Source organism: Rhodococcus sp. Chr-9 (assembly GCF_000801125.1).
Taxonomy (GTDB): Bacteria; Actinomycetota; Actinomycetes; order Mycobacteriales; family Mycobacteriaceae; genus Rhodococcus; species Rhodococcus pyridinivorans.
The window spans coordinates 124,246-139,191 of sequence record NZ_JTIZ01000073.1 but is presented as its reverse complement, the minus strand read 5'-3'; the positions used below and the strand labels follow the sequence as shown (position 1 = coordinate 139,191).

Genomic DNA, 14,946 nt, shown 5'->3' with positions numbered 1-14,946 from the left:
AGTCTCCTATTCGGCGACGCTCTTGCGCCCCACCAGGAGAGCAGAAAGCGGTCGGAACGGCTGCAGCCAGGCACCCTCGTCGGGCAGCGATTCCAGGCTGACGCGGGGCAGCGGTTCGCGGAACACACCGGGAATGTCCTCGAGATCGAGGAACTGGATGATCTCGGAGGTCACCGCCCAGCTGGCGTGCTCGCGGAAACCGAGCACCTGGGTCGCGATGCCCTCCTGTGCGAGCCGCTCGAGGGGTTCACGGAACGCCTGCCCGTCGGCGGAGGCCACCATGACACCCGCGAGACCTTCCCGGTGCCTCAGCTCGATGTGGTCCAGCATGTCGGAGTCGACATCGCTGTCCTCGTCGATCTTCGGCTTGGCGAACACCGCGAAGCCCACATTACGCAAGGCCTCGACCCAGGGGCGGACGACGTCCGCGCTGCCGGGGGCGATATTGGTGAACACCGTGGCTTCGGGTTCGAGGGTCGCGGAGTGCAGACGCGACAGTTCGGCGGTGCGTCCGAGCAGCCACCGGCCGAGAGCGTCGAAGCGCGGGCGGTAGGCCGCGGTGGGCCGGCCGCCGAGGATCGCGCCGAGGCCCATGTCGAGGTTGGGTGCGTCCCAGACGAGCAGGACCTTTCGGACCGGCTCGACACCGTCGATCGCGGAGGGGTCGGTCACGCCGGGAAGCTCTTCATGGACACTCATGCTCCGATCTTCCCCCAGACGAACTCGTTGATAGCGCTACCCACCTGGTGTGCCTTGTCCTCGAACTTGGTGACGGGGCGTTCGAGGCTGATCGGGGAGGTGCCGGTGAAGCGGGCGAGGCGCGGTTCGGCATCGCCCACCTCGGCGATGGCCTCGGCGTAATCGGCGTGGTCGGTGGCCACGTGCAGCACTCCACCGGGCTTCAATCGGTCGGCGATCAGAGCGAACGTCGGGGCCTGCAGGAGTCGGCGCTTGTGGTGGCGGGCCTTGGGCCACGGATCCGGGAAGAACACCCGCACGCCGGTGAGTGACGCGGTGGTCAGCATCTTCTCGAGCACCTCGACGGCGTCGCCGCGCAGGATCCGCAGGTTCCGGATCGGCGCGTCGGTGTTGCAGCTGCGTTCGATGTTCTGCAGTGTCTGGGCGATGCCGGGCTTGTAGACCTCCACGGCGATGAGGTTCACCTCGGGCTCGGCTTGGGCCATAGCGACCGCGGCGGTTCCTGTTCCGGATCCGATCTCGAGGACGAGGGGCGCGGAGCGACCGAACCAGGCGTCGACGTCGAGCGGTTCGTCGCCGACTTCCTTGCCGAGTTCGGGCCAACGACGGTCCCAGCACTGCTGCTGGGGGTCGGTCAGCGATCCACGGCGGGACCGGAAACTCGTCACCCTGGGGTATAGGCGGTTCCCGCGGGTCGGGCGCTCCTCGAGCGTCTCGGTGGTGTGCTGATCGGCTTCGTTCACCGGTCCATTGTCGCGTATTCCGAGAGTGTGTGGCGGGAGTGACCTGAGTGGCCACAGTGTTTTCTCAGGGAAGCATTCGTTCGGCTGCCTGTCAGCGATCTCTCTGCGACAATTTCCGCCGACGATCGGGGGATCATGACGGGGGAGTTGTGGCACCACCTCGCCGCGCAGGTCGAACAACTGGATGCGCAGGCAGGGCGGTTGATTCGCAGGGCGCTGACCGAGCATACGGCCGCGCTGCGGGTGCAGGTCGCGGGGCGGGCCGGGACCGGCCGGGAGAGCGTCGAGACGCAGGTACGCGAACTGCTGCTCCGCAGGGTCGATATCGAGGGTGGGCGAGTAGACGCGGCCGTGGGCGGAGTGGCAGTGGACACGCCGGACGGTCCCGACCCGGTCCTCGACGGTGACGTCGTCGTCTACGTCGTGCCGCGTCGTCTCGACCCGGCCGTCGCCCATCCGGCCGACCGCGCCGCGCTGACGGCCGTGGATCCTTGTCGCCTCGTCCTCGTGGTGACGGGTGGGACGGATGACAGCGAGTGCGCTCTCGTCGCGCGTGCGACGGGGGTGCCGCCGGATCAGGTGGTCGCGGTCCGCGATGAGGAACTGCTCGGGGAACGGCTCGCCGCGCGTGCGGTCGTGGCGCGCCGCCTACGTGACGAGGAGCTCGCCCGGGTCGTGGCGGGCGTCCCGGCGGCACCGCAGGTGCGCGAACTCGTCGAACAGACACTCGACCTGGTCGGGCTGGACCCGATGGAGTCCGTCGCCGCGGGACTACGGTGACACCGCCGAGCGGACTCGTGGATCCGGCCGACGACGTCCTGCGCCGATGGAACCCGCGCGGATGGATGGGACTGCACCGGCCGGCCGCGACCGGCGTGCGGGTCGTCGGAGTGCCCGGTTCCGGCGCCGACACGCTGGCAGCGGAGCTACGACCTCTGGGCGGGCTGGACATCACGGACGACGGCCGCGCCGTCACCCTCGTGGTGTTCGACCCGTCGGCGACGATCGGCCGCACCGAACTCGACCTCGTCCGCTCGGCGGCAGCCGAGTCGATCGAGGTCGTCTGCGCACTGACGGGCATCGACCGCTTTCCCGACTGGCGTGCGGTCCGCGACGCCGACGTCGAGATCCTGCAGCGGCACGCATCCTGGCTGCCGAGGGTCGTGGTCCTGCCCGTGAGCGCCGCGGCCGCTCGGCGGGCACGCGAACTCGAGGACGACGCGAGCGAGGCGGTCCGGCAGACCCTGCTCACCGCGTCCGGACTCGTCGAACTGCGGGACGTCCTGGCCGCCACGGTCCGGTCGTCACACGACCCGCGACGAGCACGCGCCGCGGTCGTCGCCGCCACCCGGCCGATGATCGAGGAGGAGATCGGACGACTGAGCGCGGAGGACGAGGAAGGGGGCCTGCGTGCGGAGCGCTCCCGCCTCACAGCCGCAGCACCACCCGCGACCTCCGGCCCCGACCTGCGCCGGCTTCAGGTGACGCTGTTGCAGGAGGTCGCGATGCGCGTGCGGGCGGCGTCCACCGCCGCGGGCGAGGTGCTCGAGACCGCGGACGCGGATGCGGTGGTCACGACGATCGACACCCACGTCGACGACCTGTGTGCGCGGCTCACCGACGAGACGGCCCGGATCGCACCGGGCACTCCGGCGCCGGAACCCACGCGCACCGCCCGCCCACCGCAGACCGCGCGGTCGATGGAGGACACGCTGACGGTGGTCTTCGGTGCGTCGGCAGGCGCGGGTCTCGGCAGACTGCTCCTCACCCCGTTCGGGGACCTGCCGGGCTGGATGTCGCTGGTGGTCGCGATCGCGTGCGCGGTTCCGGCCGCCGGATGGCTGATGCGGATCCGTAGGCGAATCGCCTACCGCGACCGGATGCGGCGGTGGATCGCCGACGAGCTCGCGACCGTACGGGCGGAACTCGACACCTGGATCCGCACCCGCATCCACGAGACGGAACTGCAGTCCACCGCGCTCGCGGTCGCTGCGCGCGACCGGCACGCGACCCGCGTGCGGGAACGCGTCGCCGCGATCGACGCGGAGATCGCCCGTCGCCGGGGCGAGCGGCGTGCCCGCACCGCCGCGTGCGAACGCGACCTGGCGGCACTCGGACACATCCCGGAACCGCAAGGTGCCGGGGTGCGTCCAACCGGATAGGAGCGATCCGGCGCGTGCCGGGTCGGAAAGGGGAGACGATGGCCGAATTCGCCGGCTCGGGTGGCACACCCCAGCCGTTCACCGATCCCTTCGATCCGTCCGGGTTCGATCCGTCCGAGTTGGCCGCCTGGGCCGACGAGCTCGCCCCGACGACCGACCTCGACGGTGACGGCGCCGCCGAGACGGTCGTCGCCGATACCGAGCACTGGGGAGTCGGTGGCGACTGGGGCGACGGTCTGGTGGTGGCTACCGACACCGATCTCGACGGCAGCAGCGATCGCCTCTCGGTGATCGCGGACGACGGCCGTTACGGCGTGTGGGAATACTGTCGCGAGCTCGACGGATCGGGTCGGTGGAGTCGACTGGACACAGGTAGCCTTGAATACGACGTACACCACGGAGAAGAGTCGAAGTGATTCATATCCGGCTGCGCAGCAGGGGGAGGGGACGGTATTGTGCGCAAGTTCTGAATCGTTTCTGTGAGATTTCCGACCGGCCCCGAGTGACGCCGGTCGACATTCCGACGTTAACCTCTATGAAAAGGACATCCGGCGCCTACTTCGCCTGTTCGGCCACGGACGAAGTAGGTGGTACCCCTGCCGAGAGGGGCAAGCCCGGGTCTGCCCTCGTCCGCACAGAAGAACGTGCAGGTCGGAGGTGGGATCCCGGTTCCGGGCACACCCCAGGAGAGTTTTGATGACCTCAGCGACCATTCCCGGTTTGAACGGTACCGACGACAAGCTCCCGACCCAGCATGCCGAGTTGCTTGCCTGGGTCCAGGAGATTGCCGAGCTCACCCAGCCCGATCGTGTCGTATGGGCCGACGGATCCGATGAGGAATGGGACCGTCTGACCTCTCAGCTGGTCGAGGCAGGCACCTTCACGCGTCTGAACGACGAGAAGAAGCCGAACTCGTTCCTGGCCAATTCCGATCCGTCGGACGTCGCACGCGTCGAGTCGCGCACCTTCATCTGCTCGAAGAACGAGATCGACGCGGGCCCGACCAACAACTGGGTCGACCCCGACGAGATGCGTGCCACGATGACCGAGCTGTACCGCGGCAGCATGCGCGGACGCACCCTCTTCGTCGTGCCCTTCTGCATGGGCCCGCTCGGAGCCGAGGACCCGAAGCTCGGCGTCGAGCTGACCGACTCGGAGTACGTCGTCGTCTCGATGCGCATCATGACCCGCATGGGCAGCGCGGCTCTCGAGAAGCTCGGCACCGACCGTCCGTTCGTCAAGGCGCTGCACTCCGTGGGTGCGCCGCTCGAGGCCGGTCAGCAGGATGTCCCGTGGCCGTGCAACGACACGAAGTACATCACCCACTTCCCCGAGACCCGTGAGATCTGGAGCTTCGGCTCCGGCTACGGCGGCAACGCCCTGCTCGGCAAGAAGTGCTACTCGCTGCGCATCGCGTCGGCCATGGCGCACGACGAGGGCTGGCTGGCCGAGCACATGCTGATCCTCAAGCTGATCTCGCCCGAGGAGAAGGCCTACTACATCGCTGCGGCGTTCCCGTCGGCCTGTGGCAAGACCAACCTCGCGATGATCCAGCCGACCATTCCGGGCTGGCGTGCCGAGACCCTCGGCGACGACATCGCGTGGATGCGTTTCGGCAAGGACGGCCGCCTCTACGCCGTGAACCCCGAGTTCGGCTTCTTCGGCGTCGCGCCGGGCACCAGCGCCGACTCGAACCCGAACGCGATGGCGACCATCGAGGCCGGCAACACCATCTACACCAACGTCGCGAAGACCGACGACGGCGACATCTGGTGGGAGGGCATCGGCGGCGAGACCCCGGCGCACCTCACCGACTGGCTGGGCAACGACTGGACCCCCGAGTCCGGCACCAACGCCGCGCACCCGAACTCGCGTTACTGCACCCCGATGTCGCAGTGCCCGATCCTCGCCCCCGAGTGGGACGACCCGCAGGGTGTGCCGATCTCCGCGATCCTGTTCGGTGGCCGCCGCAAGACGACGGTGCCCCTCGTCAGCGAGTCCTTCGACTGGCAGCACGGCACCTTCCTCGGCGCGACCCTGTCGTCCGAACAGACCGCCGCGGCAGAGGGCAAGGTCGGTAGCGTCCGTCGCGACCCGATGGCGATGCTGCCCTTCCTCGGCTACAACGCCGGCGACTACCTGAACCACTGGATCACGCTCGGCAAGAACGCCGACGAGGACAAGCTGCCGAAGATCTTCTACGTCAACTGGTTCCGTCGCGGCGACGACGGCCGCTTCCTGTGGCCCGGCTTCGGCGAGAACTCGCGCGTGCTCAAGTGGATCGTCGACCGCATCGAGCACAAGGCCGGCGCGCAGTCCACGCCGATCGGCTACGTGCCCAGCGCCGCCGACCTCACGCTCGACGGTCTCGATGTCGATCCCGCCGACGTCGACGAGGCCCTGAAGGTCGACGTCGAGGAGTGGAAGTCCGAGATCGACGGCATCGCCGAGTGGTTCGAGTTCCTCGGTGAGAAGGTGCCCTCGGGCATCCGCGACGAGTTCGAGGCCCTCAAGCAGCGCCTCGGCTGAGTCCGTACACGACGACGAATGCCGTTCCCGGTTTCCCGGGGGCGGCATTCGCCGTCTGTGGGGTGAAATCCGGGAAATCGTTCACAGCGGATATCTCGGTTGTGCCACGCCGACCGGTGACGTAGTTCCACGATGCACTGCAACTACTTCCGTCGGCGAGCGGGTCGTCTCGTGCGTGGTTCGAGTCGTATCGGTCGGAAGTGTGCGGCACTGGTGGGGGCATTGCCGGGCGACGGCGCAGTCCGTGCGCTGTCACCTTCCCTTGACGAAATAGCCCAGGGCCATCACGCCGTCGTCGAATCGCTTCTGCGCACGCCTCTTGTCGAACACTGATCCCCCCGGCTCTCGTACGGAACATCCGGGAGGAAGATCCTAGTCAGCGTGCACCGAAGGGTGCTCCGTGGGCAACTGCTTTACACCTCACGCGTTCTGCGTTGCCGCCCACTCGTCGAGCCGTCGCTTTGCTTCCTCCGCGGGCACGTTCTCGACCCGCGTCATCACGGCCCACCGATGACCGAACGGATCGAGGATCGACGCGAACCGGTCGCCGGTGACGAAGGTCGACGGTTCCTCGAACACCCGGGCACCGAGGGCGACGGCCCGCGCGAACACGGCGTCGGCGTCCGCGCAGTACAGCACGTACGAATGGTCGACGTCGTTCGTTCCGCTCGGCGCGTGCAGGCCGATGCCGAGATGGGGATCGCTCAATTGCAGTCGGCCGTAGTCGAAGTCGAGCTCTGCGTGCATCACCGTCCCGTCGGGGCCGTCCATCCGCTCGACGACGGTCGCTCCGAACGCGTCGCAGTAGAAGTCGATCGCGCGGGAGGCACCGTCGACGACGAGGAAGGGGGTGAGGGAGGTGTATCCCTCGGGGATGGGGTTCACCGAATTCGTCATGGCGCCAGTGTCGGACGCCGACCGTGCGCTCGTATTGAAGAAATCCGACCGGTGACGACCTAGGGGCGGAAGACCGCGCGCAGGCAGTCGTCCTCCTTGTTCTTGAACATCTCGTAGCCGCGTACCGCGTCGGTGAGCGGAAGGTCGTGCGTCATGAGCCAACTCGGGTCCAACCTGCTCTCGAGGACGTGTTCGAACAGGGTGGGCACGTACCGCTGGCCATGTTGCTGCGCCGTCCGCAGGGTCAAGCTCTTGTTCGTCAGCACCGCCATCGGGAACTTGTCGGTGACACCGTAGATGCCGAGCACCGACACGACTCCGCCCTTGCCGCAGGACAGGATCGCCTCGCGCAGAGAGGTCGCGCGGTCGCTCTCCATCCGCAGCGCCTGCTTGACCTTGTCGTAGGCCTGCATGACGCCGGTTCCGTGACCCTCCATGCCCACAGCGTCGATGCAGGCGTCCGGTCCGCGTCCGCCGGTGCTCTCGCGGAGCGTCTCGTAGACGCTGTCGACCTCGGCGTAGTCCACGGTTTCGGCGCCGACCTTCTTCGCGGCGCGGTCGAGGCGGTCTCGGAAACGGTCGATCACGATCACCCTGTCGGCGCCCATGATCTTCGCGCTTGCCGCGGCCATGAGACCGACGGCGCCGGCGCCCCAGACCGCCACGGTGTCGCCCGGGGTGATGTCGCAGAAGTCGGCGCCCATGTAGCCCGTCGGTACCGCGTCCGACAGGAACAGGGCCTGTTCGTCGCCGACACCGTCGGGGATCTGGAAGCAGTTGACGTCGCCGAAGGGCACGCGGATGTACTCGGCGTGCGAACCTTGGTACCCGCCGAAGGGATGGGTGTAGCCGTAGATTCCGCCGGTGGGATAGCCCAGCACGGGTTGCTGCATCGCGGCGTTCGGGTTGGTGGTGTCGCACACCGCGTGCAGGCCGTCGGCGCAGTACGGGCACTTCCCGCATCCGATGAACGACGGCACGACCACCCGGTCGCCGACCCGCACGTTCGTCACCTCCGGGCCGGTGTCGACGATCTCGCCCATGAACTCGTGGCCGATCACGTCGCCCTCCCGCATCCCCGGCAGGTACCCGCCGAGGAAGTGCAGATCGGACCCGCAGGTCGTGGTGAGGCGGACCGCCACGATCACGTCGTGCGGGTTGACCAGGCCGGGATCGTCGACCGTCTCCACCGACAACTCGTTCACCCCTATCCAGCACAGGGCTCGCATCACGCGTCTCCTTCCGATGCACGGGCACTCGGACTGCCCTGCAGGGTGGGGATCTCACCGGTCTGCATGAGAGCCCGCGCACGGTAGAGCGCAGTGAAGGTCAGGGCGCCGGTGACGAGATCGGGGACGGGAACCTCGGCGCGCAGGGTCATCTCGGTGCCGCCCCGGGGCGCGTCGGACACCGCGAGCACTACGCGCGGACCCGGGGTGTCCGCGTCGTCCTCGCCGACGAACGCGAGTCCTTCCGAGGTGACGTCGATGCGGGTGTCCCAGGTCGTCGTCCCGCCGGGGCTCTCCCAGGTCCAGCGCAGCCGGTTCGCTTCGACCGTCTCCACCCGGACGTGGTCGCCGAAGACTCTGCTCAGGTTCTCGGGATCGCGCCAGAACTGCATGACCTGTGCGCGCGGAGCCGCGACGGTCACCGTCTGCGGTTTCCGAGCGTCGACGGGCCGGTCGACGGCGCGCCGGACGAATCCGCCCACCGAGCGACCGGCGTCGTCGATCGCCCTGTTCGCGTTCTCCACGACTCGGCTCGCGTTCTGCACGACTCTGTTGAAGTCGACCACGGTCGTCTCCTTGCTCGGATGCTCGGATGCTCGGATGCTCGGGTCGGTGTTCGGTGTTCGGTGTTCGGTCTAGTCAGGGTCTTCCGCGTTTCGGCGTCTGTTCGGCGACACCGTGCCGTAGCGGGGGGGTGATCGTCCACTGTGCTTCGTCGAGTGCACGGATCCTCGGCGCGAGCGTGCCCGGCGCCAGTTCGTCGTAATCGGGGACGGGAAGATCGTGACGACTCATATGGTCGGCTACCCGTGCTCGGTGGCCGGGCAAACCCGGTCGAGCCGATCCGAAATCTCGCGGGGCACGAACCCGTCGAGGCCGGGCCGGGCGACGACACGCCGACTCGCCGGGGAATAACGACGGCGTACGGATACGTTCGTACATCGATGGGCCCGCCGAGTCGTCCGATGACGGCGAAATGGTGCAATAGACCGAGACCGCGACCCGAGCCGCCGTGTGTGGCCATGAGGAGGATCGAGCATGAGCAGGATCTACGACAACGTCACCGAGCTGGTCGGACGGACCCCGATCGTCAAGCTCAACCGTCTGACCGAGGGAGCCGGCGCCACCGTCGCCGCGAAGCTCGAGTTCTACAACCCGGCCAACAGCGTCAAGGACCGCATCGGTGTCGCGATCGTCGACGCCGCCGAGAAGTCCGGTGAGCTGAAGCCCGGCGGCACCATCGTCGAGGGCACCTCCGGCAACACCGGTATCGCGCTCGCCATGGTCGGCGCTGCGCGCGGCTACAAGGTCATCCTCACGATGCCCGAGACGATGTCGACCGAGCGTCGCGTGATGCTCCGCGCCTACGGCGCCGAGATCGTCCTCACCCCCGGCTCCGAGGGCATGAAGGGTGCCGTCGCGAAGGCCGAGGAGATCGTCGCGAACACCGAGAACGCGATCCTCGCCCGCCAGTTCGGCAACCCCGCGAACCCGGAGATCCACTACAACACCACCGGTGAGGAGATCTGGAAGGACACCGCCGGTGAGGTCGACATCTTCGTGGCCGGCATCGGTACGGGCGGCACCATCACGGGCGCGGGCCGCAGGCTCAAGGAGTACAAGCCGGACGTGAAGGTCGTCGGTGTCGAGCCGGTCGACTCGCCGATCCTCAACGGTGGCGAGCCCGGACCGCACAAGATCCAGGGCATCGGCGCCAACTTCGTGCCCGACGTGCTCGACCGCGAGGTCTACGACGAGATCGTCGACGTGTCGTTCGAGGATTCGATTCGTATCGCGCGCGATCTGGGCACCCAGGAAGGCATTCTCGGCGGCATCTCGTCGGGTGCGATCGTCTGGGCGGCCCTCGAGCTGGCGAAGCGTCCCGAGAACGCCGGCAAGCTGATCGTCGCCGTCGTCTGCGACTTCGGTGAGCGGTACATCTCCACCCCGCTCTTCGAGCACATCCGGGACTGATCGCCGTCGTGGGTATCCTGCACACTCTCCGGGAGGATCTGCAGTCGGCGCGCGGCCACGATCCGGCCGCGCGCAGCGACGCGGAGAACGCCATCGTCTATTCGGGGCTGCACGCGATCTGGTCGCACCGCATCGCGCACCGGATGTGGCAGGTGCCCGCCCTGAAGGGACCTGCGCGGATCCTCGCGCAGTTCACCCGGTTCCTCACCGGCATCGAGATCCACCCCGGCGCGACCATCGGCCGGCGCTTCTTCATCGACCACGGCATGGGCGTGGTCATCGGAGAGACGGCCGAGATCGGCGACGACGTGATGCTCTACCACGGCGTGACGCTCGGCGGCCGGTCGCTGGCGAAGGAGAAGCGTCATCCGACGCTGGGCAACCGGGTCACCGTCGGGGCGGGGGCGAAGGTCCTCGGCCCGGTGGTGATCGGGGACGACAGCGCGATCGGCGCCAACGCCGTGGTCACCCACGACGTGCCGGCGGATTCGATCGCAACGGGTATCCCCGCGACCGTCCGGTCCCGCAAGAAGCACGAACCGCTCGTGGATCCGACGACGTACATCGATCCCGCGATGTACATCTGAGGTCGCGTCCTCCCGAAACACGAAAGAGGGGAGGATATGTGCGAGTTCTCCGTCGAGAACGTACATATCCTCCCCTTTTTTTCCGGGATCAGCCCTCGTAACCGAGCGGGTACAGCACCGACTTGGTTTCGCAGTACGCCTCGACGCCCTCGGGACCGTTCTCGCGGCCGATGCCGGAGTTCTTGTAGCCGCCGAACGGTGAACCCGGATCGAATGCGTACCAGTTGATTCCGTACGTGCCGGTGCGCACGCGCGAGGCGATCTCGAGGCCCTTCTCGACGTCGGTGGTGTACACCGAACCGGCCAGGCCGTAGTCGGAATCGTTGGCGATCTTCACGGCCTCGTCGACGCTGTCGTAGGGGATCACGCAGATGACGGGTCCGAAGATCTCCTCGCGGGCGATGGTCATGGAGTTGTCGACGTCGGCGAAGATCGTCGGTTCGACGAAGTAGCCCGTCTCGATGCCCTCGGGGCGACCACCGCCGAGCACGAGACGCGCGCCTTCCTCCTTGCCCTTGGCGATGTAGGACTCGACGCGATCGCGCTGCTTCGCGGAGATCAGCGGACCGAGTTGTGCGCCTTCGGTATCGGGCAGTCCGACGGGGAAGAAGGCCGCGGTCGCGGTCATCTTCTCGATCACCTCGTCGTAGCGCGACCGCGGCGCGAGGACGCGGGTCTGCCCGACGCAGGCCTGACCGGTGTTCATCAGGCCGGACATCACCAGCATCGGCATCGTCGAGTCGAGGTCGGCGTCCTCGAGGATGATCGCTGCCGACTTGCCGCCGAGTTCGAGCGAGCAGCGCTTGAGTCCGCGCGCGGCGATCTCACCGATGTGACGACCCACGGCCGTCGAACCGGTGAAGGTGATCTTGTCGACGTCGGGGTGCGAGACCAGGTACTCGCCGGTCTCGGCGCCGCCGGGCACGAGTGAGAGGACGCCCTCGGGAAGCCCTGCCTCCGTGAAGATCTCGGCGAGGACGTTCGTCGTCAGCGGCGATTCGGGAGCGGGCTTGAGGACCACCGTGCATCCGGCGAGCAGGGCGGGTCCGAGTTTGTTGAGCATCAGGAACAGCGGCACGTTCCACGCGATGACGGCGGCGACGACGCCGACGGGTTCGCGGCTGACGCGGCTGCGACCGAACAGGCCGGTGCGCTCCTCGGTCCATGGGAACGAATCGGCAAGCCCCGCATAGTAGTCGAGTGTGGCCAGGCCCGACGTCAGCTGCATCATCTCGACCGAGGCCGGCGGCTGGCCCATCTCCGCGGTGAGCGAGGCGCCGATCTCCGCACGACGCTCCTCGATGAGCTTTGCTGCCTTGCCGAGGATCTCGGCGCGCTCGCTCGGGGTGGTGCGCGACCACGGGCCTTCGTCGAAGGCCGTGCGGGCGGCGGACACCGCGGCATCGATGTCCTGCGGTCCCGCGACGGGCACGGAACCGACGCGCTCTTCCGTGGCGGGGGAGAACACCTCGAGTCTCTCGTCGGTCGACGGTGCCACCCATCGGCCGCCGATGAACAACTTGTCGTAGTCGGTCATGTCGCTTCCTCACCTGGCTGTGCTCGTGTATCGGCCGCATTCGTGTGACCTCGAACACTAGAACACGTTACAACTATTGACCAGGGGGTGACCAGACCGGACGGGATGGGAAGGCTCGATCCCCGAGATGGCAGCGACGGTGCAGGAGCCGAATCTCCTGCTCGAACTCGGGAACGGGCCCGTCGACGACGGCCTCCGGCACGACCTCGCGGATCGGCAGCGGACGTACCGGTGCCGGCGGCACGCCCATCTCGCCGAGCCACCGGACCAGTTGCTCGGAGGACGCCGCGTAGACGATCCGCCCCAGGCCCACCCAGCCGTGCGCGGCCGCGCACATCGGGCAGTGCTCACCGGAGGTGTAGACGGTGGCGGCGGCACGCCGGTCGGGTTCGAGATGTTCGGCCGCCCACCGCGCGAGCGCGAACTCGGGATGCCGGGTGCGGTCGCCGCCGGCGATGCGGTTGCGGTCCTCGGCCAGGACCGTGCCGTCCGCGTCGACGAGCACCGACCCGAACGGCTCGTCACCTGCCGCGACCGCCTCCTCCGCGAGTTCGACGCACCGCCGCAGATGCTGCAGATCCGTGTCGTTCACCATGGACGTCTCCTTCCTCCCTCGACTGCACCGTAGGGCGGGGGAGGAGCCGGGTGGCGCGAATCGGCGACCGTCACCACACTGGAGGGTGCCCAACGGTCAGGAGACATGTCATGGCGGAGAACAATCCGTTCGGGTTCGACCCCGAAGATCTCGACCGCGTGGTGCGGGAAGCCGGTGAGGAACTGCGGGAACTGAAGGACCGTATCTTCTCCTTCCTCGAACCGCCGGTGGCGCCGACGCGCACGCAGCCGCGGCCCGAGACCACCGGTGAGAAGGGCGACGGCGTCTGGGTCGTCTACACCACCGAGGACGACGGCGTGGCCCGCGTCGACCAGGTCCATCGCACCGAACTCGACGCGCTGCGCACGCTCAAGGGCAACACCGACCCGCGACGCTCGGTGCGGTTCCTGCCCTACGGGATGAGCGTGAGCATCCTCGATCGCCCGAGCGCCACCGAGGGCGGTGCCGCAGAGGAGAGTGCCACCGGCGACACCGCTCCCGACGACGCCGCGACCGGCGAGAACTGATCAGTTCTAGCCACCATCGTGGATGTAGGAGGCGAGCTGGTCGCGTTCGGTCTGTAGTTCGTCGATGCGGCTCTTGACCACGTCGCCGATACTGACGATCCCCACCAGCCGAGCGTCCACCACGACCGGTAGGTGCCGGATCCGTTGTTCGGTCATGGTCTCGGCGAGACTGTCGACCGAATCGGTGGGCAGGCAGGTCGTCACCGTCCGCGACATCAGTTCGTGTGCCGGGGCGGCGAGGATCGACGGTCCGCGTTCGTGCAGGGCGCGTACGACGTCGCGTTCGGTGACGATCCCGGCGACGGTCTTGCCCTCGCACACCACCATCGCGCCGATGTTGAACCGCGCGAAGTCGCCGATAAGCTCGCACACCGTGGTGTCGGGCTCGACCGTGTGCACCGCCGAGCCCTTGTTCCGCACAATGTCAGCAATCCGCATCCGGTACCGCCGATCTGCTCGCAGAGCATCCCGGCGGCCCCTCACCGGTTTCCGCCGGGACTCCGATGTGGTCCTCAGGGTAGGCCGGAAAACCGGGTGTGCCCGATCAGGTTATCCAGTCGTGACCTGCGGCGACGATCGATGCGCCGGTGAGGGTGCCCAGTGCGCCGAGTTCGGCGGGGACGATCTGCAGGTCCTGCACGAACCGTAGGCGGGCGTGCCGGGCCGCCGACGCGAGCATCGGCCGCCACAGGTGCCCGCCCGATTGCGCGAAGCCGCCGCCGACGACCACGCGTCCCACATCCGTCAGTGCCGCTGCCGACGCGATGACCTGGCCCAGTGCCGTCCCGGCCCGTTCGAGGGCCGCGGCGGCGACGCCGACCCCGGCCTCGGCGTCCGTGGCCAGCGCGACACCGTCGGGGCCTTCCCAGCCGTGGGCACGGGCCCAGCGCACCGCCGACGGGCCGCTCGCCACGGTCTCGATGCAGCCGACGCCTCCGCACGCGCACACCGTCGTGCCGTAGGGCGAGACGACGTGCCCGATGTGGCCGGCGTTTCCGGTGCGGCCGCGCACGATCCGGCCGCCGAGCACGAGACCGCCGCCGATGCCGGTGCCGAGCACGACCCCGAGCAGGTCGGCGACATCGCGTCCGGCACCGAAGCGCTGTTCGGCGAGGGTCGCGGCCGCGCCGTCCATCACCGGATCGACGCGGGCGTCGGGGAACACCGAACGCACGGCGTCGACGAGTGCGAAGCCGGAGCTCCACTCGGAGATGTTGATCGGGCCGATCGTCCCGGCGTTCGTGTCGACCGGTCCTGCCGCAGCGATACCCACGGCGGTCACCGGTCCCTCGCCGATCTCCGCGACCTCCCGCAACAGTCCCGCGCACGCGCCCCACACGTCCTTCCGGGGGACCGGCACGGATCGGGCTTCGAGCGGGGTGCCGTCGTCGGCGGCGACGGCCGCGGCGAGCTTGGTGCCGCCGACGTCCAGGGCCAATGCGGTCATGGCGACGACACTAAGCGACG

17 protein-coding genes are annotated in these 14,946 nt (G+C 68.2%); 7 read left to right on the top strand and 10 right to left on the bottom strand.

All coding sequences use genetic code 11. The annotated features are described in order from the left end of the window. Positions 1–6 precede the first annotated feature (6 nt). Positions 7–699, bottom strand: coding sequence for an NYN domain-containing protein (locus tag QR64_RS09570; RefSeq protein WP_006552699.1), 693 nt, complete (start codon positions 697–699; stop codon positions 7–9). Further along, complete coding sequence (trmB, locus tag QR64_RS09565; RefSeq protein ID WP_006552698.1) at positions 696–1,442, bottom strand: tRNA (guanosine(46)-N7)-methyltransferase TrmB; 747 nt, start codon at positions 1,440–1,442, stop codon at positions 696–698. The genes QR64_RS09570 and trmB overlap by 4 nt, the downstream gene beginning before the upstream one ends. A 135-nt stretch (positions 1,443–1,577) precedes the next feature. Between trmB and QR64_RS09560 the strand changes: the two genes are divergently transcribed. From QR64_RS09560 to QR64_RS09545, 4 genes are all read left to right on the top strand, one after another. After that, entirely contained in the window at positions 1,578–2,222 is a 645-nt protein-coding gene (locus QR64_RS09560) for a hypothetical protein (RefSeq protein WP_039585086.1), read from the top strand. Then, positions 2,219–3,604 carry a hypothetical protein gene (locus QR64_RS09555; RefSeq protein ID WP_052227259.1) on the top strand — a complete coding sequence of 462 codons (1,386 nt, stop codon included), beginning with the start codon at positions 2,219–2,221 and terminating at the stop codon, positions 3,602–3,604. The genes QR64_RS09560 and QR64_RS09555 overlap by 4 nt, the downstream gene beginning before the upstream one ends. Before the next feature lie 38 nt (positions 3,605–3,642). Then, positions 3,643–4,020 carry a DUF6802 family protein gene (locus tag QR64_RS09550; protein ID WP_006552695.1) on the top strand — a complete coding sequence of 126 codons (378 nt, stop codon included), beginning with the start codon at positions 3,643–3,645 and terminating at the stop codon, positions 4,018–4,020. Positions 4,021–4,300: 280 nt separating this feature from the next. Further along, the gene (locus tag QR64_RS09545) at positions 4,301–6,133 is read left to right on the top strand and encodes a phosphoenolpyruvate carboxykinase (GTP) (protein WP_006552694.1); all 1,833 of its coding nucleotides are present in this window, start codon (positions 4,301–4,303) and stop codon (positions 6,131–6,133) included. Between the two features lie 420 nt (positions 6,134–6,553). Here the strand turns inward: QR64_RS09545 and QR64_RS09540 are convergent, their stop codons facing one another. The 4 genes from QR64_RS09540 to QR64_RS27720 all read right to left on the bottom strand — a co-directional run bounded on the left by QR64_RS09540 (position 6,554) and on the right by QR64_RS27720 (position 9,054). Further along, positions 6,554–7,030: a VOC family protein gene (locus tag QR64_RS09540; protein ID WP_039585008.1), complete on the bottom strand. Its 477-nt coding sequence runs from the start codon at positions 7,028–7,030 to the stop codon at positions 6,554–6,556. A 59-nt stretch (positions 7,031–7,089) separates the two neighbouring features. Then, positions 7,090–8,259: a zinc-dependent alcohol dehydrogenase gene (locus QR64_RS09535; RefSeq protein ID WP_039585081.1), complete on the bottom strand. Its 1,170-nt coding sequence runs from the start codon at positions 8,257–8,259 to the stop codon at positions 7,090–7,092. Next, on the bottom strand, positions 8,259–8,825 hold the full coding sequence (locus QR64_RS09530) for an SRPBCC family protein (protein ID WP_039585007.1): 567 nt from the start codon (positions 8,823–8,825) through the stop codon (positions 8,259–8,261). Before QR64_RS09530 ends, QR64_RS09535 begins: the two co-directional genes overlap by 1 nt. 73 nt (positions 8,826–8,898) lie before the next feature. Then, entirely contained in the window at positions 8,899–9,054 is a 156-nt protein-coding gene (locus QR64_RS27720; protein WP_235367082.1) for a hypothetical protein, read from the bottom strand. Positions 9,055–9,297: 243 nt separating this feature from the next. Here QR64_RS27720 and cysK point away from each other — a divergent pair, with 243 nt between their 5' ends. Beyond that, positions 9,298–10,233, top strand: coding sequence for a cysteine synthase A (gene cysK / locus QR64_RS09525; RefSeq protein ID WP_033096318.1), 936 nt, complete (start codon positions 9,298–9,300; stop codon positions 10,231–10,233). Between the two features lie 8 nt (positions 10,234–10,241). Continuing rightward, complete coding sequence (gene epsC, locus QR64_RS09520) at positions 10,242–10,820, top strand: serine O-acetyltransferase EpsC (RefSeq protein WP_006552687.1); 579 nt, start codon at positions 10,242–10,244, stop codon at positions 10,818–10,820. Positions 10,821–10,908: 88 nt separating this feature from the next. Here epsC and QR64_RS09515 read toward each other — a convergent pair whose 3' ends face one another. After that, on the bottom strand, positions 10,909–12,357 hold the full coding sequence (locus tag QR64_RS09515) for an aldehyde dehydrogenase (protein ID WP_006552686.1): 1,449 nt from the start codon (positions 12,355–12,357) through the stop codon (positions 10,909–10,911). Between the two features lie 73 nt (positions 12,358–12,430). Further along, the gene (locus tag QR64_RS09510) at positions 12,431–12,952 is read right to left on the bottom strand and encodes a nucleoside deaminase (RefSeq protein WP_033096317.1); all 522 of its coding nucleotides are present in this window, start codon (positions 12,950–12,952) and stop codon (positions 12,431–12,433) included. A 110-nt stretch (positions 12,953–13,062) separates the two neighbouring features. Here QR64_RS09510 and QR64_RS09505 point away from each other — a divergent pair, with 110 nt between their 5' ends. Continuing rightward, complete coding sequence (locus tag QR64_RS09505) at positions 13,063–13,479, top strand: hypothetical protein (protein WP_006552684.1); 417 nt, start codon at positions 13,063–13,065, stop codon at positions 13,477–13,479. A gap of 6 nt (positions 13,480–13,485) precedes the next feature. On the opposite strand, the gene QR64_RS09500 is transcribed toward QR64_RS09505, so the two are convergent. Both QR64_RS09500 and QR64_RS09495 read right to left on the bottom strand, forming a co-directional pair. Beyond that, the gene (locus QR64_RS09500; RefSeq protein WP_024102052.1) at positions 13,486–13,917 is read right to left on the bottom strand and encodes a CBS domain-containing protein; all 432 of its coding nucleotides are present in this window, start codon (positions 13,915–13,917) and stop codon (positions 13,486–13,488) included. A 106-nt stretch (positions 13,918–14,023) separates the two neighbouring features. Continuing rightward, positions 14,024–14,926, bottom strand: coding sequence for an ROK family protein (locus tag QR64_RS09495; RefSeq protein ID WP_006552682.1), 903 nt, complete (start codon positions 14,924–14,926; stop codon positions 14,024–14,026). Between the last annotated feature and the right edge of the window lie 20 nt (positions 14,927–14,946).

Bases quoted from the DNA above. Each gene is read 5' to 3' on its own strand.
- cysK (WP_033096318.1), top strand. From the start codon at position 9,298: ATGAGCAGGATCTACGACAACGTCACCGAGCTGGTCGGACGGACCCCG.
- QR64_RS09505 (WP_006552684.1), top strand. From the start codon at position 13,063: ATGGCGGAGAACAATCCGTTCGGGTTCGACCCCGAAGATCTCGACCGC.
- QR64_RS09535 (WP_039585081.1), bottom strand. From the start codon at position 8,259: ATGCGAGCCCTGTGCTGGATAGGGGTGAACGAGTTGTCGGTGGAGACG.
- QR64_RS09515 (WP_006552686.1), bottom strand. From the start codon at position 12,357: ATGACCGACTACGACAAGTTGTTCATCGGCGGCCGATGGGTGGCACCG.
- QR64_RS09500 (WP_024102052.1), bottom strand. From the start codon at position 13,917: ATGCGGATTGCTGACATTGTGCGGAACAAGGGCTCGGCGGTGCACACG.
- QR64_RS09570 (WP_006552699.1), bottom strand. From the start codon at position 699: ATGAGTGTCCATGAAGAGCTTCCCGGCGTGACCGACCCCTCCGCGATC.
- QR64_RS09560 (WP_039585086.1), top strand. From the start codon at position 1,578: ATGACGGGGGAGTTGTGGCACCACCTCGCCGCGCAGGTCGAACAACTG.
- QR64_RS09510 (WP_033096317.1), bottom strand. From the start codon at position 12,952: ATGGTGAACGACACGGATCTGCAGCATCTGCGGCGGTGCGTCGAACTC.
- QR64_RS09540 (WP_039585008.1), bottom strand. From the start codon at position 7,030: ATGACGAATTCGGTGAACCCCATCCCCGAGGGATACACCTCCCTCACC.
- QR64_RS09495 (WP_006552682.1), bottom strand. From the start codon at position 14,926: ATGACCGCATTGGCCCTGGACGTCGGCGGCACCAAGCTCGCCGCGGCC.
- QR64_RS09550 (WP_006552695.1), top strand. From the start codon at position 3,643: ATGGCCGAATTCGCCGGCTCGGGTGGCACACCCCAGCCGTTCACCGAT.
- QR64_RS27720 (WP_235367082.1), bottom strand. From the start codon at position 9,054: ATGAGTCGTCACGATCTTCCCGTCCCCGATTACGACGAACTGGCGCCG.
- QR64_RS09545 (WP_006552694.1), top strand. From the start codon at position 4,301: ATGACCTCAGCGACCATTCCCGGTTTGAACGGTACCGACGACAAGCTC.